Below are 22,187 nucleotides of genomic sequence, written 5' to 3'. Positions count from 1 at the left end.
ATTTCTCACAGGGGATGGCAGGCCGTCTCAAAGACCTAATTCGCTGGCGATCGCTAGTAACCCCTCGCGGTAGGAAGGATAGCGGAGCTGAACGCCTAAAACCCGCTTGATTTTGTCATTGCGGACTCGGCGGGATTCGCGCCAAAAGGACTGAGCCATTGGACTCAGATTGGCTGCCTCTAACGGGATGGCTGGTGGGGCTGGGCGACCCAAAAGACGATAGGCCTCGAGTAGAACAGGGAGCGACTCTGAGGGTTGATCATCACTGAGGTTATAGATTTCCTGCGGCGTGGGTTGTGCCAGCGATCGCTCAAGGGTTTGGACAATATCGACCACATGAATACGGCAGAAGTAGTGCCCCGGTTTATCAATGAGTTGCACATCACCCTTGAGAATACGAGCAATGGGATTGCGTCCTTCTCCGGGGCCATAGATGCCGGGGAGTCGAAAGATATGGGTGGGCAGATTGGAGTTGAGAAAGGTTTGCTCAATGCTGACGCGGTGTTGTGAACGCAAATTTTGGGGATTGACGGGTGTGGTTTCATCTACCCAGCCCCCTTGGCGATCGCCATAGACCCCCGTTGTCGAAAGGTAGCCAAACCAGTGCAGATTCAGTTTCTCTAACTGCGGCAACAGTGCCAGCGCAACCGCATCCTCCCCTTGGCGATCGGGAGGAATACTATTGAGGATGTGGGTTACCCCCTCAAGGGCGGCTGGTGCTAAGGGAACTTGCTCCCCCTGCTGCTCCCATGTAAAGGGAAAACAAGGAACAGTGCTGAGTTCTGGCGGCGGCTCTCCCCGACGGTTGGTAATGACCACATCAATGCCTTGGGCTTGGAGCGATCGCGCCAACCACGTTCCCGTATAACCGCAACCGAGAATGAGAACCCGCATTGCGCTCTATTCTTGGGAAGAGGCTGCTGGTGCTTCTACCAAACGCACCTTCGTAGCCAAACCCAGCAATTGCAACAAGCGAATGGTGAGCCACGTCAGATCCAGTTCCCACCACTGCAACCCATGGCGTGCCGAATATTGATAAGCATGGTGATTGTTATGCCAACCCTCGCCAAAGGTTAACAGGGCGACCCACCAGCAATTCGTTGAGTGATCCGTGGTTTCAAACGTGCGATAGCCAAAGGCATGGGTGGCACTATTCACCAGCCAAGTGGTGTGATAGACCGTTACAAGACGCACAAAAATTCCCCAAACCACAAATGGCCAACCGCCCCAGAGGTAAAGAACAATGGCCAAGACCACCTGAATTGGTAGAAAGTACTTGTCAAGAAACTGATACACCGGATCATCCGCAATATCTTTGGTGAAACGGGGAATCTCTGCCTCCGCTGGCACCTCACGAAACATCCATTCAATATGGCTCCACCAAAAGCCCTTACGGGAATCGTGGTGATCATTGGGTTGATCGGAGTACAGATGGTGATGGCGGTGCAGCCCAACCCACCAAATCGGCCCCCCTTGCATTGAGAGTGTGCCGCAAAAGACCAAGAAATACTCTAACCACTTGGGCACTTGGAAGCTGCGATGGGTAACGAGGCGGTGCCAACCAAGGGTAATACCAATGCCAGCAGTCAACCAGTGAAGTACAAGCGCCAGCAGGACTGCCTTCCAACTAAACATGCCGGGTAAAAACGCAAGAAGAGCACCGAGGTGCACAAAAATAATAAAGGTCGCCGTAGGCCAGGCAATGGGGGGTTTGGCAACGGTGGCTTGGGTCATGAACACATCCGTAAAACAACTGATTTGGCTGCTGTTCTCTCTAGGCTCGGCTTGAACAACACCCATCAGACTTTAGTATAACGAGCTACGGTTGAGTATCTTTACTTAGGGTGTTTTTCCCAAGACCAATGATTCGGCAATCCCTCTATAAATTCCCTCTGGTGGGGGAAGTCTCTGGGGAGAGTGTCCCCGAAAATAGCAGGCATCATACCAAATAGCAGGCTGATTATTTCACTTTCTGTGGTTTTGTAACGAAATGTTGCATTTTCTCAGATTAATCCCTAGGATAGAGGGTAAGGTGTGGTAGTTATAGGAATCATGAAAACGCCACGTTGGACACGACTCATTGACTTCCTACAGCGGGAGATGGCACTGCCCACCGCTGCCATTGACTTCGGCCTCAAGCACTGCGATGAGCAGGTGAATCTGTTGCCCGTTGTTCTCTGGCAGTATGGCTTGGTGAGCCTTGAGCAGCTTGACCGCATCTTTGACTGGCTAGAAACCAGTCACTCCTAGTGGCGCTCTCAGAATTCCTTTATTTAGGCTTAATGAATCACGGTTTCCTTAGCAACAAAGTCATAGCTCTGGGAAATCCCTAATTGCTGAGGCAGAGAGATGGGACTTTGCCAGCCCACGGGTTGAATTGACAACAGGGGTGAGGGACTCTTGAACGTTCCCCAGAGATGAACCTTCTTACCGAGTAGCTCGGGCGGAACGGTAATTTTGTAACTGCAACCATGACTACCAGCAGGGGACAAAGTAGCGGTGGCACCCCCCACTGGAAAGCCGCCGGGAGGATGCAGTGTGGCATTAATCACAATCTCATTGCAGGAGATAGAAGGAGATTTATTGATCTTGCCGATAATCGTAGGGCGCACCCGTACATTACTTGGGGGTTGCAATTGCACGGTCTGGGTGGCAGCTAGAGGTACAGCACGGCTCACAGCGGGGCTGAGGGCAACGGCGAGGCAGGCGAGGAGTAAACCTTTTTGATTCAGCATTTGGGTGTCCTTTGTGTGAATGGAGAGAACAGTTTTGTCTAGCCCCTATGGGGTGAATACTCTTATCCTAGGTGGGCTGACTAAGAACATCCGTGGCGTTTCTCACCCGCAACCGATGATGCTCATCACCAAGGGCGGTGACCGTCGAACATGTTTAGCCTGCACTCCCCCATCCTCGCGTCACAGGTGGGGGTTAGGGCGCGGTAATGTAGCGAAGCGGAGTTGCCAATAGACCAATGAAGAAGAAAAAACGTTGAAGTTTCGGGCGGGTAGCCTGCTTCAGCGGCGATGATAGGCGTAACACGATTGTTTGAGAACAGCGATGTACACCGAGCAAATTAACCACATCAAATCCTACACGGCAAAGCTAACGGCAGCGATGCCCGATGCCATGAAGGCCTTTTATAGCTTGAGTCGGGCCTCGTCAACCCCCGGTGCTCTTGATACCAAAACCAAAGAGTTGATTGCCCTAGCCATTGGGGTTGCCAAACACTGTGACGGCTGCATTGCCTTCCACACCCGTGCTGCTTTGCATGCAGGCGCAACCCCTGAAGAAATCATGGAAACCCTCATGGTGACTGTAGCCATGGATGGCGGCCCTGCCTTGATGTATGCCACCCATGTGATGGAGGCGCTAGAGGAGTTTACCCAAGCGCAGACCCATTAGGACATTCCCCTCAGACTGCTGTCGTTTCAAGGGGCAATGGCTCCTCGGGTTCACTGACTTCAAGGAAAATTTCTTTGGCCGGTTCGTCGTAGCTAAAGAGTTCGGCGTAGCGTCCCCAGTCAATGGCGGTATTGAGCTGGCGATCGGCCTCCTGCGGCGTAAAGTGCCGCTCTAAAATATCCAGCACCAAACTTTCGGGAATGCGGTGGTTTTGCTTGGCCATTAGGAAAGTGTGGATTTGCTGCACAAGGCGAATATGCTTGAGGAGTTGTTGGCGAATAATCAGCTTGCGCTGGTCAATGTCCCCCTGAATAAAGGCATTGCCAATCGGGGTCACGCTGATGTCTCCCTCCTTGAGTTCCACCAGTTCCATCATCTGGGCGGCTTCGACAATGGGCAGAATATCATCTAGCTCCAGTTGCAGCTCTTGGGCAATGCGGTAGAGGTCTTCTTTGCGGTGTTCTAGGAGTTCCAATAGACCGGCGATCGAGCCAATGCGCACATGGGGGAGCAGCGGATAACGCGGTTCTTGACTCGTGGGCAGGGTAGCTGGCTTGGGTTCCAGTTGCTCCAATTCATCCACATGGGGATTGGTGAGAATTTTATAGATGCGATCCACGGTGGCTTGAAACTCAGGGTTCTTGCGATCGCGATAGTGGGGCAATGTCACTGGAAAGTCAGCGCGGACGCGACCGGGGTTGCTCCCCAAAACAATAATGCGATCGGCGAGAATGACCGCCTCTTCAATGTGGTGGGTGACAATCAAAATACTCTGGGTAGGAATTTTATGCTCTAGCCACAGATCGAGAAGTTCAAAGCGCAGGTTCTCTGCTGTCAGCACATCCAAGGCGGAAAATGGCTCATCCATACACAGGAGTTCCGGCTCCACCGCCAAAGCACGGGCAAATCCCACCCGCTGCCGCATTCCCCCCGACAGTTCCTTGGGGTAGGCGTTTTCAAAGCCATCCAAGCCAATAATGTCAATCATCCGCAGTGCCTTGCGGCGGCGCGATCGCGGGCCTTCTCCTAGAGCCTTTAGCCCCAATTCCACATTTTCTAAAACCGTTAGCCACGGATAGAGCGCCGAACTTTGAAAGACAATCGCAGCCCCCGGATTCAGGCCCTGCATTGGCTGCTCGCGGTACAAGACCTGCCCAGACGTAGGCGCAACCAAACCCGTAATAATGCGCATCAGGGTTGACTTACCGGATCCCGATGGCCCTAGGAGCGCAACAATTTCCCCCGTGCGCAATTCAAGGTTAATATTTTCCATAATGCTAATGACCTGACCGTTGGGCTGACGGTAGGCCTTACCCACATCCAGTAAGCGGACGAGCGATTCCCCTTTGGTTTTGGCGTGCATGGTCCTGCATCCTGTGGCATTTCCACCGTTAACCTACCATGAGGATTCAGGTCTTGGAAAACCTCGGGGACAAAAATTGCTACTAGGGTTGGCGATCGCCCCTCATTTGCGGAATTTCTGATAACCCCCCTTGAGATTTTTATTGTAAACTGATCAGCGGTTTCTTCACAAAAGGTAACAATTCCGCTATGGGACTCTTTGATGGCCTTTTCCGTCGGGGCAAGCAAGCTGACGCCCAACCCAGCAAAGACTTTTTTCTCGATCCCGATGCAGCCAAGACCTACGGCAACATTGAGTACATGCGTACCGCCAAGGTCGTGAAAAAAACGTTCCCTGCAACCGGCGGTGCCAAAGAAGAGGTAGAAGTGGTGGAGTTGGTCTCCGCCATCGAAAGGGTAAATCCAGAGGCAGAAAACAAAGGTAAACCCGAACCCAGTGTCAGTGATGTGGTAACGCCCCCAGTGGAAGAACAGGAACGCCGTCGCAGTGATCCCAGCTTAGACCGCTTTCGCTCCATGGCCAAAGATCTACGCCGTGGCTAAAGCCTAAAAACTTGTGGGGGTTGGCACTTGCGCATCCCAAGGCTGCCCCCTAGGATCAATACAGCCCTTTTTGCAAAGTCTCTCACTCGCCAAGGAACGCTATCGGATGAACACCCTTTGGAGCAGTGCCGCGATCGCCTATCTGCACTACCTCAGCTTTATGGTGGCTTTTGCTGCCCTTGTGGTGGAGCACCTCACCCTGCGCAAGGATATAGACCTTAAACAGGCTTGGCGATTAGTGATTACGGATGCCCTCTATGGCATTGCTGCGGTGACTGTTCTTGTCACGGGCATTTTGCGGGTTCTCTATTTTGGCAAAGGCACTGAATATTATTTGGCCAACCCCATCTTTCACCTCAAGGTGGGCTTATTTATTTTGGTGGGGCTATTGTCGCTGTATCCAACGATCTCTTTTCTACTGTGGATTAAACCGCTGCGGGAAGAGAAGGCTCCCACCCTCGAGTTACCAACGGTGCAGCGTTTGACTTGGGTGATTCGGGCTGAACTGGCCTTTCTCAGTGCCATTCCCTTTTTAGCAGCGATGATGGCGCGGGGGATTGGTTTGGATTGGATTCAACGGGGATAAGCAGGGGTCATCTTCAGTAGGGGAGCGATCGCCCCTATGATAGATCTTGCTGCCACGGATAAAACGGATGAGTCATCCCACGATTGAATCCATTCTTCAGGAAAACCGCCTTTTTTATCCCCCCGCTGATTTTGTGGCCAAGGCGCGGATCAATTCCCTTGAGGCCTACAATGCCCTCTACGAAAAGGCCAAAGCCGATCCCGCTGCCTTTTGGGGCGAATTGGCACAACAGGAATTAGAGTGGTTTCAACCTTGGGATCAGGTGCTGGATTGGCAGCCCCCCAATGCCAAGTGGTTTGTCAATGGCAAAATCAACATCACCTACAACTGCTTGGATCGCCACCTCAAGACTTGGCGCAAGAATAAAGCAGCCTTGATCTGGGAAGGAGAACCCGGTGATAGCCGCACCCTCACCTATGCCCAACTGCACCGCGAAGTCTGCCAATTTGCCAATGTCCTCAAGCAACTGGGGGTGAAAAAGGGCGATCGCGTCGGTATCTATATGCCGATGATTCCAGAGGCAGCCATTGCCATGTTGGCCTGTGCGCGGATCGGCGCCCCCCACTCAGTGGTCTTTGGGGGGTTTAGTGCCGAAGCTTTGCGCGATCGCCTCATTGATGCCCAAGCCAAGCTGGTGGTTACGGCTGACGGTGGCTGGCGCAAAGATGCCATTGTGCCCCTCAAGGATCAAGTGGATAAAGCCCTAGCCAATCAGGCAGTTCCCAGCGTTGAACATGTCTTGGTGGTGCAGCGCACGCAGCAGCCAGTGACCATGGTGCCCGGTCGCGATCACTGGTGGCATGATCTGCAAAAGGGGGTCAGCGCTGACTGTCCTGCCGAACCCATGGACAGCGAAGATTTACTCTTTATTCTCTACACCTCTGGCTCCACCGGCAAACCCAAAGGCGTTGTCCACACCACAGCGGGTTACAACCTCTACACCCACATCACCACTCAATGGGTCTTTGACCTCCAAGATACCGATGTCTATTGGTGTACCGCTGATGTTGGCTGGATTACGGGTCACAGCTACATTGTCTATGGGCCGCTGTCCAATGGGGCAACCACCCTCATGTATGAAGGGGCACCCCGCGCCTCCAATCCCGGTTGCTTCTGGGATGTGATTGAGAAGTATGGGGTGACTATTTTCTACACAGCTCCCACGGCTATTCGTGCCTTCATTAAAATGGGCGAACACTTGCCCCGCGCACGGAACCTCTCTTCTTTGCGCCTCTTGGGAACCGTGGGTGAACCGATTAACCCCGAAGCATGGATGTGGTACTACCGGGTCATTGGCGGTGAACGCTGCCCCATTGTCGATACATGGTGGCAGACAGAAACTGGGGGGCACATGATTACACCGCTACCGGGGGCAATTCCCATGAAACCCGGTTCTGCCACCAAGCCCTTTCCGGGGATTCTTGCCGATGTGGTGGATCGGGAAGGCAACCCCGTGGGGGTCAATGAGGGTGGGTATCTGGTCATTCGTCACCCTTGGCCAGGAATGATGCGAACCGTGTACGGAGATCCCGATCGCTTCCGCCGCACCTATTGGGAACACATTCCCCCTCGCGATGGCCAATACGTTTACTTTGCTGGCGATGGTGCCCGCAAGGATGAAGATGGCTACTTTTGGGTGATGGGACGGGTTGACGATGTGATCAATGTCTCCGGTCACCGCTTGGGCACGATGGAAATTGAATCGGCATTGGTCTCTCACCCTGCTGTTGCTGAAGCAGCCGTTGTTGGTAAACCCGACGAGGTCAAGGGAGAAGAGATTGTTGCCTTTGTGATTCTTGACGGGTCGGCTACCCCCAGCGATGCCCTCCAACAGGAATTAAAGCAGCACGTTGTCAATGAAATTGGTGCCTTGGCACGGCCGGCGGAGATTCGCTTTACCGATGCCCTGCCCAAAACGCGATCGGGCAAAATCATGCGGCGGCTCCTGCGTTCCCTTGCAGCTGGCCAAGAGGTATCTGGGGATACTTCAACATTGGAAGATCGGTCAGTGCTGGATAAGTTGCGCCAGGGGGCTTGAGAGTCTCCCCTATCAATGAGTCTATAATTGATAGGCTATGGCAAGTGGCATCCGCACAAAAACACTCGTTCTTTTAACAACGGCGGCCATTTTGGGTGGCGGTCTCTATCTCTTTGAGAAACAGTTACCGACTCCCAATAGCAATGATACAGCGGCCAAAAAACCTCTTTTTGGCTTTCAAGAAGGGGATGTGGTGGCCTTGAAAATTATTGCCCCTGATTACAGCCTAAACCTGAAAAAGTTGGCTACAGGTAACTGGGTAATTGATCGGGCAAAGCAAACCCCCGCAGAAGAGGGCACGGTTGTCTTTTTATTAAACTTATTGGTCACGGGTCAGCGCGATCGCTCTCTCGATGTACCTACTGAACGTGCCGGGGATTATGGCCTTGCTCCCCCCATGGCCACTGTGGATATCACCCTTAAAGATGGCCAGCAGCACCGTTTACACTTGGGAGACACCACCTTTGACGGCCTCAAGCTCTACGCGGAAATTGACCCGCCAGCGGAACCGCGCGAAAAAATGACGGTGACCCTCGTGCCCCTTGATCTTAAAAATGCCCTCCAGCGCCCCCTACAGGAATGGGAGCGTCAGCAAGCAGCAAACTAGAACGCTGTGACTTCTGGCACGACTCCCCAAAAGCTCGTCAGAATATAAAAGCGTAGTGAACTATCGAGTGAACATCAGCCATGGGATTCTTCGGATTCAAAAAGTTGACAATGCCTAGCCCCAGTGCCGCTCTACCCGGCCGAGCAGAACCCATGCCCGTGCCAGAGGCTCATCTTGTGAATGGTCATCCCCTCACCCCTCCCTATCCCGAAGGCATGGAGTTAGCCATGTTTGGTATGGGCTGTTTTTGGGGGGCTGAGCGCAAGTTTTGGCAGGTGCCGGGGGTCTATGTCACCGCTGTGGGCTATGCTGGCGGCTATACCCCCAATCCCACCTATCAAGAGGTGTGTACGGGCATGACAGGTCACAACGAGGTGGTGCGCGTGGTCTTTGACCCCCAGAAGGTGACCTATGAGGAATTGCTCAAGGTCTTTTGGGAAAACCATGACCCCACCCAAGGCATGCGCCAAGGCAACGATGTGGGGACGCAGTATCGCTCCGGTATTTACTACTATTCCCCTGAGCAAAAAGCCCTTGCCGAGGCCAGTCGCGATCGCTACCAAGCAGCCCTAAAAGCCGCCGGTTATGGCACGATCACCACTGAAATTCTACCAGCGCCCGAATTTTACTTTGCCGAACCCTACCACCAGCAATATCTCCATCGCAATGTCAATGGCTACTGCGGCCTTGGGGGCACAAAGGTGCCCTACGAACTGATGAGCGCTACCCCTAGCGCCTAGTGGAGATTGAGGCGATAGGGCATACGGGGACGGTAAGCATCGCTAAAGTTGGTCTGACTAACCGTGGCATTGTTTAACCGTGCCCACTGCATATTGGCTTGCTCAAAAGTGGCACCGTTGAGATTGGCGCGGCGAAAATCCCCATAGCGGACATCGGCTCCCGTTAAGTTGCTGTTGTTGAAATTGGCACGGCGGGCACGACTATGGCGCAAAATCGCACGGCTCAGGTTAGCACCACTGAGATTGGCCTGTTCTAGGTTAGTTCGTTCTAAATAAGCGGCGGTGAGGTTGGCATTACTCAGATTTGCCCCGACCAAATTGGCCACCATGAGGTTAGTATCCTGGAGGTTGGCGCCCTGAAGATTGGCGCCGCGCAAATTTGCCCCTGCTAAGTTATAGCCCCGTAAATCGACATTCCGCAGATCACAGCCGGGACAAGCATTGGTTTGCACCAGTTGCTGCATGGGGGAGGGCATGGCAAAAGCAGCACCGCTGGTAAGCGCTGCACTAATCATTGCTGTTGCGATGAACGCTTGCTGGTTCACATCCACATCCTCCTGCCACGCTAGAGAGACTTTAGCACAAGTCCTAGGAATTTAGCCGTTGGCGGCGGGAGCGCTGATGTCGTTGTTGCCAATCCTTAGCACTGCGAACGGCCAACCACAGCAGGAGTAAGGCAATTAACCCGCCCTGCTTGGGTGCCCTGAGGGCAAATAAAATTAACAGCATACACAGGATATCCTGCCCGACAATCACCCAGCGGGGTAACTTCCCCAGCCGATAAAACCAACCCACCTGCACCAATTGCAACACAAAGGCAAAAAGACCACTCAGGGTACCAATGAGCCACTGGGGTGTCTCTGTTGCTGTTGCCACGGTCATGCCAAGGAGGGCACCCACAAGGGGGCTAAAGCACAGTTGTACAAGGATAATCAGGCGGTAGCCCCAGACATTGCGGGACAGGAAGATCTCCAGAAACGACCAAGCGGCTAACACACCAACCACGCCATAGGGGGAAAAATGGCGCAGTAAAGGCACCTGTGACCACAGTTGTTCCCCCTGCAATAGACCAATCAACAGGAGGGGCAGTGCCAGTCGTAGCCCGCCGGCCGCTGCTGCTGAAAGAATCGCTAGAACTTCTAGCATGATGGCTCTATGGGTTTCAAAATATTGGGGAGGGTTTCCCACAGGCGATCGCACACCGTTTCTGGGGTATCCTCAGCCGTAATCGCCAGTTCTAAATCCGCCTGCGCATAGAGGTATTGACGCGCTTGCAGCAGTTCACTCAAGCGTTCCTCAAGGGGCTGATCCTGCAATAGGGGACGTTCCTGATCTTGGCGCAGGCGCTGACAGAGCACCGCAAGGGGGACATGAAGCCAGACCACAATGCCATGGCGCAAATAACTCCAGTTCATCGGGTTGAGGACAATGCCGCCACCGGTGGCCACAACCAAATGATGGTAACTAGAGACTTGTGCTAAGACCTGTTGTTCCAACTCCCGAAAAGCAGCCTCCCCCTCTTGGGCAAAAATTTCGCGAATGGGTCGTTGGCGAAACTCTGTAATCACCGCATCTGTATCCACAAACCTGTAGCCCAAGCGTTGCGCCAAGATGCGACCTGTGGTGGTTTTACCGGCACCCATCATGCCCACCAGATAGATATTGACTCCTCCAAGGCGTTCTTGCAGTTCCATAGATAACCATTTCTCGACACCGCCAAATCAGCACTTTAACCTAAATATGGAGGTCTTCTCACCATTTCGATGTCCCAGCCCAATCCCTACGTGACACTACAGGTGGCAGTAACGGCTACCCAAGCCGAGATTAAGGCCGCTTATCGCCGCTTAGTCAAGCAGTATCACCCCGACTACCATCCTAGCGATCGCTCCAGCCATGAGCGGATGGCCGCCATTAACGCCGCCTATGAAATCTTGGGGGATGAGCAGTGTCGGCAGGCCTATGATGCCCAGCACCGTGTCCAGCAAACAACCGCTCAGCCTGATGTGCAGCGTTCCCAAGCTGCCGATCGCGAGCTAGAGCAATGGCTGACCCTCACCTACAACCCCGTGAGTCGGATTATTGAGGCGGTCTTGCGATCGCTCCCCCGCCAGATTGATGCCCTTGCAGCTGATCCCTTTGATGATGACCTCATGGATCATTTCCTTACCTACTTGCAGGACTGTCGTCGCGCCCTCACCCGCGCCCGCTATACGTTCCAAGCCCAACCCAACCCCGCTGCTGTGGCCAAGGTGGCAGCCCACCTCTATTACTGTTTGAATCAACTGGTGGATGGTCTCGATGAGCTAGAGCAATTTAGCCACAGTTACGACGATCGCTATTTGCACACTGGGCAGGAACTCTTTCGCATTGCCCATCGCCTCTTCGCAGAGTGTCGGCTTGTCCGCTAAACTAGAGAGAATCAGCATCCCAGCATGGCAGCAAGATTCAATCCCAGTTATGAAACATACCCTATCGGTTTTAGTGGAAGATGAGGCGGGTGTGCTCACTCGCATTGCCGGTTTATTTGCGCGGCGTGGCTTTAACATTGAGAGCTTAGCGGTAGGCCCTGCGGAGCAAATTGGCATCTCCCGCATTACGATGGTGGTGCCCGGCGACGATGCCATCATTGAGCAATTGACCAAGCAACTCTACAAGCTGATCAATGTCCTCAAGGTGCAGGATATTACCACGATTCCCTGTGTGGAACGGGAACTGATGCTCCTGAAGGTGAATGCCACCGCCAGCACCCGCTCTGAAATCTTGGAACTGGTACAAATCTTCCGTGCCAAGGTGGTGGATGTGTCCGATGATTCCCTGACCATTGAAGTCTCCGGTGACCCCGGCAAGATGGTGGCCATTGTCCAAATGCTGAATAAATTTGGGATTCGCGAAATTGCCCGCACCGGTAAAATTGCCCTTGTGCGTGAGTCGGGGGTGAATACGGAATACCTGAAGTCCTTGGAGGCACGGGTCTAATTGGCGGGGAAGTATTGCTGGTTATTACTTGCACTAGGGGCGATCGCCCTCAGTAGCTGTACCGCAACGGAGTCTCCCTCAGTAAGCAACAATGCATTACCCCTTGGGGTTGCCCTCGCTCAAACCGGTAATGCCGCTCTCTACGGCCAAGAGGCTCTACAGGGGGTGCAAGTCGCCGGGGAGTTTTTCAACCAAGCCGGCCAGATCAAGGGGCAGACCCTACGGCTGGTGATTCAGGATACCGGCAGTGATGAAGCGGGGGCAGTGAATGTTTTTCAAACCTTAATCAATCGCGATCGCGTGATTGGCATTGTTGGCCCCACCCTCTCGCAGCAGGCTTTTAGTGCCGATCCTATTGCCGAGCAGGCTGGTGTCCCCGTGGTGGCTCCTTCCAATACCGCCCGTGGCATTCCCGAAATCGGTGCCTTCATTAGTCGCGTCTCCGCAGGGGTGGATGTGGTGGCGCCCACGGCAATTCAAGCAGCCCTTGAGATTAATCCCAACATTCGCCGAGTGGCAGTCTTTTTTGCCCAAGACGATGCCTTTAGTCGCTCAGAAACCGAGATTTTTCAAAAGGCCATTCGCGAGAACCCCAAGCTTGAACTGGTGACTGTCCAGCAGACCCAAACCACGGATACCAATTTCCAAGCCCAAATCAATGCCACCCTCAATCTCAAACCTGATTTAATTGTTATCTCCGGCTTAGCAGCCGACGGCGGCAATTTGATTCGCCAACTACGGGAATTGGGCTACCAAGGCCTAATTTTGGGCGGGAATGGCGTCAACACAGTCAACCTCTTCCCCGTTTGTCGTCGCCTCTGTAATGGCGTTCTGGTGGCTCAGGCCTATAATCCTGAAAACCCCGATCCCATGAATGTCAAGTTTCGCGACGCCTTTGCAGCCAAATATCGTCAAGCCCCCTCTCAATTCAGTGCTCAAGCCTTTACGGCAGTTCAAGTCTTTGCGGACTCCTTGGCACGACTGTCCCAAGAAAAGAACTTGTCGGAATTGCCCCTTGCCGATTTGCGTCAGGCCTTGAATCAAGAGATTCTCAAGGGAGTCTATGAAACCCCCCTTGGGGAAATTCGCTTTACCCCTGAAGGCGAAGTGCTGCAACGCTTCTTTTACGTTGGCCAGATTGAGATGAGTGACGATGGCCAGAGTGGGAAGTTTAGTTTAGTGAAAAAAGTTGAACGCCAACCCTAACGGACTGCTAATTCGGCAGCTTCACGAGGTTTCTTACTGCGCCAAAGGAGACGAATGGGGGTGCCTCGAAATCCCAGTTGTTGGCGAATTTGCCCTTCAATGTAGCGGCGATAGTTGTCCTTGAAGAGTTTGGCATCATTGACAAAAATCGCAAATGTTGGCGGCTGAGTGGCCACTTGGGTGGCGTAGTAGATTTTTCCTTGGCGGCCTTGGCGAGTCGCGGGGGGCGTATGCCAGCGTAGGGCTTCTTGAATCACTTCATTGACTACGGCTGTACTGACGCGGCGCCGATGTTGTTCAACCGCTGCATCTACTGCTGCAAAAATTTTGTCGAGGCGTTGACCCGTATGGGCACTGACAAAGAGGGCATCTGCCCACTCCAGAAAATTCAATCGCTGATACAGGCGATCGCGATAGGTATTGATCGTATAGGTATCCTTTTCGGGAACGGCATCCCACTTGTTCACAATTAGGACACAGGCACGCCCCTGATCGGCAATATGCCCCGCCAAGCGCTGATCCTGTTCCGTAATTTCTTCGAGGGCATCCAACACCAACAGCACGACATCGGAGCGGTGAATCGCCTTAAAGGCGCGATGCACACTAAACATCTCAGGCCCGTAGGCCACATGACTCCGCTTACGAATGCCGGCGGTATCAATGAAGCGGTACTGGGTGCCATTGTGTTCAATCACGGTATCAATGGCGTCACGGGTGGTACCTGAAATCGGACTGACAATGGCGCGATCGCTCCCAATCAAGGCATTGAGCAAACTGGATTTCCCCACATTGGGACGCCCAGCAATGGCCACCTGAATTTCCGGCGCCTCGGGGAGCGTTGCCGCTGCGGGTAAGTAGGTCATCAACTGATCCAGCAATTCCCCCGTACCGCTGCCATGAATACTGGAAATGGGGTAGGGTTCCCCTAGACCCAGCGCCCAAAATTCTGCCGCCTGCGCCTGACCCATTTGAGGAGATTCGCATTTATTGACCGCCACCAAAACGGGGACAGGATGCTGCCGCAACCAAGCCGCAATCTCATAGTCTAGGGCAGTGGGTCCTGCTTGGCCATCTACCACTAAAATTGCAGCTGTTGCCTCCTGCAGAGCCAGTTCCGCCTGTTGGCGAATCAGGGGGAGAAACTCACTGTCATCGTCAAAGACGAGTCCGCCAGTATCCACCACCAAGAACTCCCGATCGCGCCAAAAGGCTGGGCGGTAGGTGCGATCGCGGGTTACACCGGGCTGATCGTGGACAATGGCATCCCGTTCCCCGGCCAAGCGATTGACAAAGGTGGACTTGCCCACATTGGGGCGTCCTACAACGGCAACAACAGGCAAAGCCATAGGCGTGTTGTTCGCAGAATCAGGCTTGAGTTTACCCCTCAACTTAGGTCTCAAATTGACTGCCGCGCTTGTACTGCTGGTAGGCAGCAAAGAACAACCCCGCCAATGTGACTGGAATTAGCCCCAGCACAATGCCGCACAGTAAAGGTTCAATCATGGTCTTACACCCCTTTTAACCATCAACTCCATTCCCCACGATACACTAATGAATGGGCGCTGTATCGGCATCTCCCTGTTGATCAGGAAAAATCATCCTCACCGCCAGCGAGAACGTCCATGTTTCGCTTTCCTCTTTTCTCTTTTATTAAGTTATTTTTGCCCACAACAGCAGTCATTGCCGCTCTGTTAACACCCCTGTATTTTAGTCAACGCCATGCCCTTCTGAAGGACTTACAACTGCAGGAGGAGTATAAACTAGAGCGCAGCCGGCTGCTTCTAAGAATGATCTTAGATGACGCGGTTGAAGAGTTGAGAGCTCTGATGGCACTGCAGGTGTTGTCTAATTTAATGGAGGCTTCTGCTGGAGAAGAGGCTCACAAAAAGGCAAAGGCAGTACTGGCAGCATGGCAACACCTCAAAAAACACTATGATCAATTTTATTTTCTTGATCCAGAGGGCAGGGTGCGTTTTCAGTGGCATGCCACACCCAAAGCAACGGATGCCGCTGCGACCAAGACAATTGACCGTTACTGGCCTATCCTACAGCGATTGACCCCCAACCAGATTTTTGTTTCCCCCTTGGATTTAATAGAGGGCACCGGTTTCAGCTTGGCTCAACCTGTTTTGTATATTGGGGTACCCCTGTACCAAAAAGCAGCACCAAGGGGGGTTTTGCTGGTTCGTTACCGCGCCAGCCACCTTCTCAATCAGTTGATCAACAATTGCAATCTAGGGAACAGCAGCTGCCTCCTAGCAAATGACCAAGGCTATTGGTTCATTGCAGAAAATCATCACCAGGAATGGGGATTCTATTATCCTGAGCGACAGCAGTTTACGATCCGCAATCAATATCCGCTGCTGTGGCAACAAATGCAACGACGGCCTCGAGGCAGCCTATTAAGCCCCCAAGGGCTATTTATCTATCAAGCCTTTTTTCCCCTAAAGGCCAACTACCTTTCTGCCGATCGAGCAACCAATTCAGCTCGTGACTGGAGCAGCACCCGTTGGTGGTTGGTTTCGCGGCTCTCTGACACCCAGTTGGCGCAATACAACCGCCGCCTACATCAGGAGTTCCTTGTCCTCTTTGCTGCCCTATCCGTTTTGGTGGGTGGTGCTATCCTGATCATTGCCCGCGATCGCCAGCGCAAAGAGCAATTGCGAGAACTCCTAAAGTCAAGTGAAGCGCGCTTTCGTAGTGTCAGCAAAATGGCGCCGGTGGGCATTTTTACCCTAGATGCCGAGGGACGACCCACCTTTTTGAATCAGGCACTTCTAGACCTGTTGGGCGTCAACAGTCTGGAGGAAGCCGAACAACAGTGGATAGAACGCCTGCACCCTGAAGATCGCGATCGCGTCTTGAAGGCATGGGTCGCCTGCCAGCGAAAGAGGCTACCCCTCAACGAGCGCTTCCGGGTGGTTCAAGAAGACGGCAGCAGTCGCTGGATTAGGGCGCGGATTATTCCTCTGCAGCAAAGCCGTGGCAAAGATCGCTTTGTCGGCACTTGGGAAGACATCTCCCAAATGATCCAGCAGCAGGAATTCCTAGAGCAAGCGCGCAGGGCTGCTGAGGAAGCCAGCCGGGCCAAGAGTGAGTTTTTAGCCACCATGAGCCATGAAATTCGCACCCCAATGAATGCCATCATTGGCCTGACTGGATTACTGCTGGATACCCCCCTCAATCCCCAACAGCGGGAATTTGTCAACACCATTCGCCTCAGTGGTGACGCTCTACTCGCCATCATCAATGATATTCTCGATTTCTCTAAGATTGAGTCGGGCAAGCTACAGTTAGAGAGCTATCCCTTCAACCTGTGTGACTGTGTCGAAGAAGTCCTCGACCTTTTGGCCAGTCGAGCCAGCGATCGCCAGGTGGAACTAGCTGCCCATATTGAGCCAGGGATTCCCTATGAGGTCATTGGTGATATGGGGCGACTGCGGCAGGTCTTGGTGAATCTCATGGGCAATGCCATCAAATTTACCCAAGGTGGCAATGTGACCCTCTACCTTAAGGGCATGCCTGCACCAATGAGCCAGTATGAGTTTATGCCCTCCTATTACTCCTACTGGTTTGCCATTCAGGATACGGGCATCGGCATTTCGCCAAGGGGCATGGCTCGCCTCTTTCAGCCTTTTATGCAAGTGGATGCCTCAACCACTCGCCACTACGGCGGCACAGGTTTGGGCCTTGTCATTTGTCAACGCCTTGTGGAGCATATGGGGGGGCAAATTTGGGTAGAAAGTAAAACGGCCACAGATTCTTTGGCCATTGGCGGCACACCCCCAGCCAACTATGACTCGATCCCAATTGAAGAAAGTGGCTCTATTTTTTACTTTACTGTCAAATTTCTCGTCAATCCGCGGGCCATTTCCAAAGAGAGCAGGGGGGTCGGCCATCTTGAAAATCGGCGCGTGCTCATTGTGGATGACAATGCTACTAACCGGCAAATTCTCGCCCTACAAACCAAAAACTGGAAAATGCACCCCCTTGTGGCTGAGAGTGGCCCCAAGGCCCTTGTGCTGCTTCAACAACAAGCCCTGCCGGATGTGGCCATTTTAGATCTGCAAATGCCGGAGATGGATGGCATTTCCCTTGCTCGTAAAATTCGCGCCACCTACACGCAATTGCCCTTGGTTCTGCTAACCTCCCTAGGCAATACACTGCCAGAGTCGGAAACTGCTTTATTCTCTGCCCTGATCAGCAAGCCGGTCAAACAGTCCACCCTGTACAATGTCCTTAACCATTTATTTGACAAAAAGCCGACAACGGTATCGCCTAAGCCAGCGGCTGCCCTATCCTTTGAAGACTTAAAAGCCGGTCTGCCGCCGCTGCGGATTCTCATTGCCGAGGATAACAAAGTCAATCAAATGGTGGCACTGCGCATCTTAGAAAAATTGGGCTATCGCGGTGATATTGCTGCCAATGGTTTGGAGGTGCTGGATGCGGTGCAACGGCAGCCCTATGATGTGATTTTGATGGATATGCAGATGCCGGAGATGGATGGGATAACGGCTACCCGTGAGGTGATTAATCTGTTTCAACAGCTGAACCAACCCCGTCCGCGAATTATTGCCATGACCGCCAATGCCATGGAGAGCGATCGCCAGCTTTGCTTAGATGCAGGTATGGATGACTATGTGAGCAAGCCCATTAACCTTGAAGACTTGGTGCGTGCCCTCCGTCAGTGCCATCCCCTCCAGACCCCAACAACTTAACATTTAGCGATAGACTAAAGGAGATAGATTAACTGGTTCTTGATTCCAGCTAGGAATAAATAATTATCTATGGTTACCCCTGAACAACTAACCACCTTAATTCAATCCAGCTTGCCCGATGCCTTTGTTCAAGTGCAAGATTTGACCGGGGGTGGCGATCATTACGAAGCTGTAGTGGTCTCTGCTGCCTTTGAGGGTAAGCGACTGGTGCAGCAGCACCAATTGGTCTATAGCAGCCTTAAGGATCTCATGGCTAGCAATGAACTCCACGCCCTTGCCCTCAAGACCTATACCCCCCAGCAATGGGCACAACGCCAGTGATTTAGAATGCAATCTATTGCTGTTCTTTTGTAACTTGTGAACTCAAGAGGGAAAGCCAACGATGACACCCGAACTCCACGCCAAAATTGATCACCTCGTCAAAAGCAACAAAATCATTGTCTTTATGAAGGGCAGCAAGCTCATGCCCCAATGCGGGTTTTCCAACAATGCGGTGCAAATTTTGAATGCCCTCGGTGTTCCCTATGAAACGGTGGATGTCCTTGAGGATTTTGAGATTCGCCAAGGGATTAAGGAGTATTCCAACTGGCCAACGATTCCCCAAGTGTTTATCAATGGTGAGTTTATTGGTGGCTCGGACATTCTCATTGAGCTATACCAAAGTGGTGAATTGCAACAGCTGGTTGAGGTGGCCTTAGCTTCCTAGTTTTTTCTCACCTTCACTGACGCCCAAAATAAATCCCCCATTGCTGGGGGAGCTTCATCATCTGTTCAACAACCTTGACCGTTTGGCCGAGAAAGTGGCGGATTAGCCAAGGTTTACTTTGACGACGCGGTTTTTCTCTTCTTCCGCTTTCGGCAGGGTCAGGTGCAGGATGCCATCTTTGTATTCGGCTTTGACATCGGTGTTTTGAATCCGCACTGGCAGAGGAATGACCCGTTGGAATTTACCGTAGCGGAATTCGGTGCGTTTGATACCATTGCTTTCGCTTTGGCTTTCAGATTTGCGTTCACCACTGACAGAGACGGCATCCGCCGTCACTTGAATGTCGAGGTCTTTGGCCTCCATGCCGGGCAGTTCAATTTTTAGAAGCAAAGCATCAGGCGTTTCTTCGAGTTCGGCTGCCGGCAAGAAGCTGAGATCGCTGCGACGTTCGGTCAAGGGAATCAATTCATCAAATAGACGGTTCATTTGGCGTTGTAGCGCATCGATTTCGCGGAACGGTTCCCAACGAACGAGTGCCATACGCTGATCCTCCTGTATTTCTTAAGGTTTTAGATTGCCCACGGGATGATTTACAGAGAGAACAGCACCAACAATTAACTTTGTTTTTGTTTCCCTTGGTATTGCTTGGGCTTATTCCCTCTACCTACCTTCACTATAGAGGATGCAAGTCTTGATCCAAGTGGGGTTTAACGATCTCTCCAAGTTCCTTTTCCCGAACCTGTATTATCCTGATAGGGAAATTAAGGAAACATTAAACCTTGTTAGCCAAAAGGTTATCAACAGGGATTTCTTGCAGAATGGCTTGGGCGTTGGCGATCGCCAGTGTCCCCCGCAGAAAACCAATATTTGCCCCCGGACAGAGATAACTCAGGGACTTCTGCCGACAAAAGGCTTTTAATGTCTCAACACTGCGCAGTTGTCGAGGCCAGTGGAAGGTGGTCGCCGTTTTCATCGGTGCTAGTTCTCCCGTCGGCGTAGGGAGTAGGTGACGACCGCTAAAGAGAACACCCCCTTGGCCAGACCAATAGACACAGGCGCTGCCGGGGGAGTGACCGGGTGTCCAGAGGATTTCGAGGGTTTCACTAATCGCTAGATGGTGGTTAAACGGAGTTACGGTCACTTGGGGTAGAAGATAGGCTTCTTGACCATGGATGATTACTTCACAGTTAAAGGTGCGCTGCAGCTCACGAACGCGGGCGATCGCCCCTCGATGGGTAAGGATGAGGCGCTGAACGCCACCCTGCTCCCTGAGCCAATTTTGGCTGCTCTCTGTCCAAGGGGGGGAATCAATAAGGGTATTGCCATCATTTTCTACAATGAGATAAGCAGTGCCTCCCAGCGTCTCGCGGTTTGGTGGAAACCCGTAAACCATGGGCAATACAAGGCGGGGCGGTTTCTGTTGTTGAGCCACAGGGATCGAAATCATGACATGGATTTCCCTTATTGTATTGGGTTTGATCTTGGTCTTTATTGTCCGCCAGAGTGCTGCCCGTGTCAGTCAAACCCCTTGGTGGCTCCTATGGCTAGTGCTGATGTTGCCAGCATTTTTTATTGGGGGTTGGATGCTGCTTTTAGGGAATACCCCTGTGCCGTCGGGATGGTTGATCCTTGTTTTTGTCACCAGTTCGGTGCTCTATCTTGTGCTTTTGCGCCGAGGCCAGCCCTCCTTACCAGCGGCACCACCCACACCCCCACCGCCCACACCGACGGAAAATGGCAAGCTCCTCAATCAGGATGAAGAAACGCAATTGCAGAGCTGTTTCCCTTGGGGCATGTACTATCTGCAACAAATTGAGTATCGTCCGCAGGCGGTGATCTGCCGGGGGCAAATGCGCGGGGATGCGAACCAAGTCTATGAAACCGTGGAGCGCAATATTGCCCAACGCTTTGGCGATCGCTTTCTGGTCATGTTTCAAATGGGTTTGAGTAATAAGCCCTTTTTTGCTTTGATTCCCCGCGATCGCTTGCCCCAGCCCCAACAGCTTTTTCGTCCCGGCCTCAGCCTTGGACTATTGGCTTTAACGTTTCTGACGACAACGGTTGCTGGCTTGGCACTCGTGGCGCCTGAGCTGACGGCGGCGGAACTGCGACTCAATCCCAGTTTGCTCTGGCAGGGGTTGCCCTACAGTGTCAGTCTGCTGTTGATTTTGGGCATCCATGAACTGGGACACTTTGCCACTGCGTGGTATTACCGCGTCAAAGCAACGCTGCCCTACTTTATTCCTCTACCCTTTGCCATGGGCACACTGGGGGCCTTTATCCAGATGCGATCGCCCGTTCCCCATCGCCGTGCCCTCTTTGACATCAGTATGGCGGGTCCCCTTGCGGGATTGCTCGTGACCCTACCGATTCTAGTTTGGGGACTACAGCAGTCCGAGGTAGTACAACTGCCCGCCAATGCTTCCGAGCAGCCCCTCAATCCCCAAGTGTTTAGTCCCCGCATTTCGATTCTCTTTGCCCTGATTGCCAAAGCCATTTTTGGCGCTGCCCTCAAGAGTGATAGTGCGCTACACCTCCATCCGATGGCAGTGGCGGGAGTGCTGGGCTTGGTGGTGACGGCTTTGAACTTGATGCCGGTGGGTCAATTGGATGGGGGGCACATTGTCCATGCGATGTATGGTCATCGGGCGGGGGCAGTCATTGGCCAAGTCAGCCGTTTACTGGTGCTGATTCTCTCCTTTATTCAACCGTGGCTCTTTGTCTGGGCTTTGATCCTCTTCTTTATGCCCGCCTTTGATGAACCTGCCCTCAATGATGTCAGTGAATTGGATAACTGGCGCGATGCCCTTGGCTTGATGGCACTGGTGTTGCTATTGCTCATTATTTTGCCGGTGCCGGCACCCCTGGGGGATTTGCTACTGCCGACACACCCAATGCCATAGGGGATGGCGTTGCCCCTGTTGACGAATGCGCAGGACTTGTTTTTCTAGGCGTTGCTGCCACTTGGGGGATCTGCCCCAGAAAATGTTGCGGGTCTGCCAGTAGAGAACGCTCAGGGTCATGCCAATGCACAGCGCCAAACCGATCGCCGGCAGCCGATTGAAGAGAATGCCATAACGCAACGCTGCCCACGTAAAATGCTCGCGCATCAGGCTAATTTCATAACGGAAGCCCCAGAGACTCAATGTGCCAACCGTCAGCCAAAGAAAGAGCACCACACTCCAGCGCATGAGAACGGTAAAGCGATGCAGGCGATCCACCTGCTGCCGAAATTCTGACTCAAGGCCTTGGGGCATTCGCGATCGCTCATTAGCAGACATGTCTCTTCTCTATCGTATCTTT

The 22,187-nt window shown here is 52.8% G+C and carries 26 protein-coding genes; 14 read left to right on the top strand and 12 right to left on the bottom strand.

From position 1 onward, the window contains the following. Positions 1 to 27 precede the first annotated feature (27 nt). Positions 28 to 894, bottom strand: coding sequence for an SDR family oxidoreductase (locus tag RHK62_RS06095; RefSeq protein ID WP_310453442.1), 867 nt, complete (start codon positions 892 to 894; stop codon positions 28 to 30). Positions 895 to 900: 6 nt separating this feature from the next. After that, positions 901 to 1,734 (bottom strand): fatty acid desaturase, encoded by an 834-nt coding sequence (locus RHK62_RS06090; protein ID WP_206201629.1) that lies wholly within the window; start codon positions 1,732 to 1,734, stop codon positions 901 to 903. A gap of 318 nt (positions 1,735 to 2,052) precedes the next feature. Here RHK62_RS06090 and RHK62_RS06085 point away from each other — a divergent pair, with 318 nt between their 5' ends. Next, on the top strand, positions 2,053 to 2,250 hold the full coding sequence (locus RHK62_RS06085; RefSeq protein WP_190278154.1) for a DUF2949 domain-containing protein: 198 nt from the start codon (positions 2,053 to 2,055) through the stop codon (positions 2,248 to 2,250). Positions 2,251 to 2,279: 29 nt separating this feature from the next. Here the strand turns inward: RHK62_RS06085 and RHK62_RS06080 are convergent, their stop codons facing one another. Continuing rightward, complete coding sequence (locus RHK62_RS06080) at positions 2,280 to 2,735, bottom strand: hypothetical protein (RefSeq protein ID WP_302676501.1); 456 nt, start codon at positions 2,733 to 2,735, stop codon at positions 2,280 to 2,282. Positions 2,736 to 3,057: 322 nt separating this feature from the next. On the opposite strand from RHK62_RS06080, the gene RHK62_RS06075 reads away from it, so the two are divergent. Further along, positions 3,058 to 3,402 carry a carboxymuconolactone decarboxylase family protein gene (locus tag RHK62_RS06075; RefSeq protein WP_149817557.1) on the top strand — a complete coding sequence of 115 codons (345 nt, stop codon included), beginning with the start codon at positions 3,058 to 3,060 and terminating at the stop codon, positions 3,400 to 3,402. Between the two features lie 10 nt (positions 3,403 to 3,412). Here the strand turns inward: RHK62_RS06075 and RHK62_RS06070 are convergent, their stop codons facing one another. Beyond that, on the bottom strand, positions 3,413 to 4,765 hold the full coding sequence (locus RHK62_RS06070) for an AAA-associated domain-containing protein (RefSeq protein WP_149817559.1): 1,353 nt from the start codon (positions 4,763 to 4,765) through the stop codon (positions 3,413 to 3,415). Between the two features lie 188 nt (positions 4,766 to 4,953). Here RHK62_RS06070 and RHK62_RS06065 point away from each other — a divergent pair, with 188 nt between their 5' ends. The 5 genes from RHK62_RS06065 (at position 4,954) to msrA (ending at position 9,278) form a co-directional block, all read left to right on the top strand. Beyond that, complete coding sequence (locus RHK62_RS06065; protein WP_302676502.1) at positions 4,954 to 5,307, top strand: hypothetical protein; 354 nt, start codon at positions 4,954 to 4,956, stop codon at positions 5,305 to 5,307. A 106-nt stretch (positions 5,308 to 5,413) separates the two neighbouring features. After that, the gene (locus RHK62_RS06060) at positions 5,414 to 5,893 is read left to right on the top strand and encodes a DUF2214 family protein (RefSeq protein ID WP_310438400.1); all 480 of its coding nucleotides are present in this window, start codon (positions 5,414 to 5,416) and stop codon (positions 5,891 to 5,893) included. Between the two features lie 67 nt (positions 5,894 to 5,960). Further along, positions 5,961 to 7,931 carry an acetate--CoA ligase gene (acs, locus tag RHK62_RS06055; protein ID WP_310438401.1) on the top strand — a complete coding sequence of 657 codons (1,971 nt, stop codon included), beginning with the start codon at positions 5,961 to 5,963 and terminating at the stop codon, positions 7,929 to 7,931. Positions 7,932 to 7,968: 37 nt separating this feature from the next. Further along, a complete protein-coding gene (locus RHK62_RS06050) occupies positions 7,969 to 8,538 on the top strand; it encodes a DUF4340 domain-containing protein (RefSeq protein WP_310453441.1) in 570 nt (189 codons plus the stop codon). 80 nt (positions 8,539 to 8,618) lie between these two features. Beyond that, positions 8,619 to 9,278 (top strand): peptide-methionine (S)-S-oxide reductase MsrA, encoded by a 660-nt coding sequence (gene msrA, locus RHK62_RS06045; RefSeq protein WP_302676506.1) that lies wholly within the window; start codon positions 8,619 to 8,621, stop codon positions 9,276 to 9,278. On the opposite strand, the gene RHK62_RS06040 is transcribed toward msrA, so the two are convergent. From RHK62_RS06040 to RHK62_RS06030, 3 genes are all read right to left on the bottom strand, one after another. After that, complete coding sequence (locus RHK62_RS06040; protein ID WP_206201450.1) at positions 9,275 to 9,793, bottom strand: pentapeptide repeat-containing protein; 519 nt, start codon at positions 9,791 to 9,793, stop codon at positions 9,275 to 9,277. The genes msrA and RHK62_RS06040 overlap by 4 nt on opposite strands. Positions 9,794 to 9,866: 73 nt before the next feature. Continuing rightward, positions 9,867 to 10,424 carry a DUF4126 domain-containing protein gene (locus RHK62_RS06035; protein WP_149817571.1) on the bottom strand — a complete coding sequence of 186 codons (558 nt, stop codon included), beginning with the start codon at positions 10,422 to 10,424 and terminating at the stop codon, positions 9,867 to 9,869. Continuing rightward, entirely contained in the window at positions 10,418 to 10,972 is a 555-nt protein-coding gene (locus RHK62_RS06030; RefSeq protein ID WP_302679075.1) for a shikimate kinase, read from the bottom strand. Before RHK62_RS06030 ends, RHK62_RS06035 begins: the two co-directional genes overlap by 7 nt. Before the next feature lie 69 nt (positions 10,973 to 11,041). Between RHK62_RS06030 and RHK62_RS06025 the strand changes: the two genes are divergently transcribed. The 3 genes from RHK62_RS06025 to RHK62_RS06015 are packed head-to-tail and all read left to right on the top strand — an operon-like array spanning position 11,042 to position 13,460. Continuing rightward, entirely contained in the window at positions 11,042 to 11,686 is a 645-nt protein-coding gene (locus RHK62_RS06025; protein WP_310438403.1) for a DnaJ domain-containing protein, read from the top strand. Positions 11,687 to 11,735: 49 nt separating this feature from the next. Further along, on the top strand, positions 11,736 to 12,254 hold the full coding sequence (gene ilvN / locus RHK62_RS06020; RefSeq protein ID WP_149817577.1) for an acetolactate synthase small subunit: 519 nt from the start codon (positions 11,736 to 11,738) through the stop codon (positions 12,252 to 12,254). Further along, a complete protein-coding gene (locus RHK62_RS06015; RefSeq protein WP_310453440.1) occupies positions 12,255 to 13,460 on the top strand; it encodes an ABC transporter substrate-binding protein in 1,206 nt (401 codons plus the stop codon). It abuts the gene before it with no gap. Here the strand turns inward: RHK62_RS06015 and der are convergent. Both der and petG read right to left on the bottom strand, forming a co-directional pair. Next, on the bottom strand, positions 13,457 to 14,806 hold the full coding sequence (der, locus tag RHK62_RS06010) for a ribosome biogenesis GTPase Der (protein WP_206201446.1): 1,350 nt from the start codon (positions 14,804 to 14,806) through the stop codon (positions 13,457 to 13,459). The two genes, RHK62_RS06015 and der, sit on opposite strands and share 4 nt — an antisense overlap. A 43-nt stretch (positions 14,807 to 14,849) precedes the next feature. After that, positions 14,850 to 14,963 carry a cytochrome b6-f complex subunit V gene (gene petG, locus RHK62_RS06005; RefSeq protein ID WP_149817584.1) on the bottom strand — a complete coding sequence of 38 codons (114 nt, stop codon included), beginning with the start codon at positions 14,961 to 14,963 and terminating at the stop codon, positions 14,850 to 14,852. Between the two features lie 119 nt (positions 14,964 to 15,082). On the opposite strand from petG, the gene RHK62_RS06000 reads away from it, so the two are divergent. The 3 genes from RHK62_RS06000 to grxD all read left to right on the top strand — a co-directional run bounded on the left by RHK62_RS06000 (position 15,083) and on the right by grxD (position 18,884). Beyond that, positions 15,083 to 18,178 carry a response regulator gene (locus RHK62_RS06000; protein ID WP_310453439.1) on the top strand — a complete coding sequence of 1,032 codons (3,096 nt, stop codon included), beginning with the start codon at positions 15,083 to 15,085 and terminating at the stop codon, positions 18,176 to 18,178. Between the two features lie 69 nt (positions 18,179 to 18,247). Continuing rightward, on the top strand, positions 18,248 to 18,499 hold the full coding sequence (locus RHK62_RS05995) for a BolA family protein (protein ID WP_149817589.1): 252 nt from the start codon (positions 18,248 to 18,250) through the stop codon (positions 18,497 to 18,499). 61 nt (positions 18,500 to 18,560) lie between these two features. After that, positions 18,561 to 18,884 carry a Grx4 family monothiol glutaredoxin gene (grxD, locus tag RHK62_RS05990; protein WP_181496364.1) on the top strand — a complete coding sequence of 108 codons (324 nt, stop codon included), beginning with the start codon at positions 18,561 to 18,563 and terminating at the stop codon, positions 18,882 to 18,884. A 102-nt stretch (positions 18,885 to 18,986) separates the two neighbouring features. On the opposite strand, the gene RHK62_RS05985 is transcribed toward grxD, so the two are convergent. Together RHK62_RS05985 and RHK62_RS05980 are read right to left on the bottom strand one after the other, a co-directional pair. Further along, on the bottom strand, positions 18,987 to 19,424 hold the full coding sequence (locus tag RHK62_RS05985; RefSeq protein WP_206201444.1) for an Hsp20/alpha crystallin family protein: 438 nt from the start codon (positions 19,422 to 19,424) through the stop codon (positions 18,987 to 18,989). A 232-nt stretch (positions 19,425 to 19,656) separates the two neighbouring features. Further along, positions 19,657 to 20,331 carry an MBL fold metallo-hydrolase gene (locus RHK62_RS05980; RefSeq protein WP_206201443.1) on the bottom strand — a complete coding sequence of 225 codons (675 nt, stop codon included), beginning with the start codon at positions 20,329 to 20,331 and terminating at the stop codon, positions 19,657 to 19,659. Here RHK62_RS05980 and RHK62_RS05975 point away from each other — a divergent pair. Continuing rightward, positions 20,330 to 21,787 carry a site-2 protease family protein gene (locus RHK62_RS05975; protein WP_206201442.1) on the top strand — a complete coding sequence of 486 codons (1,458 nt, stop codon included), beginning with the start codon at positions 20,330 to 20,332 and terminating at the stop codon, positions 21,785 to 21,787. The genes RHK62_RS05980 and RHK62_RS05975 overlap by 2 nt on opposite strands. Here the strand turns inward: RHK62_RS05975 and RHK62_RS05970 are convergent. Further along, positions 21,761 to 22,165 carry a hypothetical protein gene (locus tag RHK62_RS05970; protein WP_149817595.1) on the bottom strand — a complete coding sequence of 135 codons (405 nt, stop codon included), beginning with the start codon at positions 22,163 to 22,165 and terminating at the stop codon, positions 21,761 to 21,763. The two genes, RHK62_RS05975 and RHK62_RS05970, sit on opposite strands and share 27 nt — an antisense overlap. Positions 22,166 to 22,187 lie beyond the last annotated feature (22 nt).

The organism is Thermosynechococcus sp. HY213 (assembly GCF_031460975.1).
Classification (GTDB): Bacteria; Cyanobacteriota; Cyanobacteriia; order Thermosynechococcales; family Thermosynechococcaceae; genus Thermosynechococcus.
The sequence above is the reverse complement of the archived record's forward strand: the minus strand, read 5'-3'. Positions and strand labels throughout refer to the sequence as shown.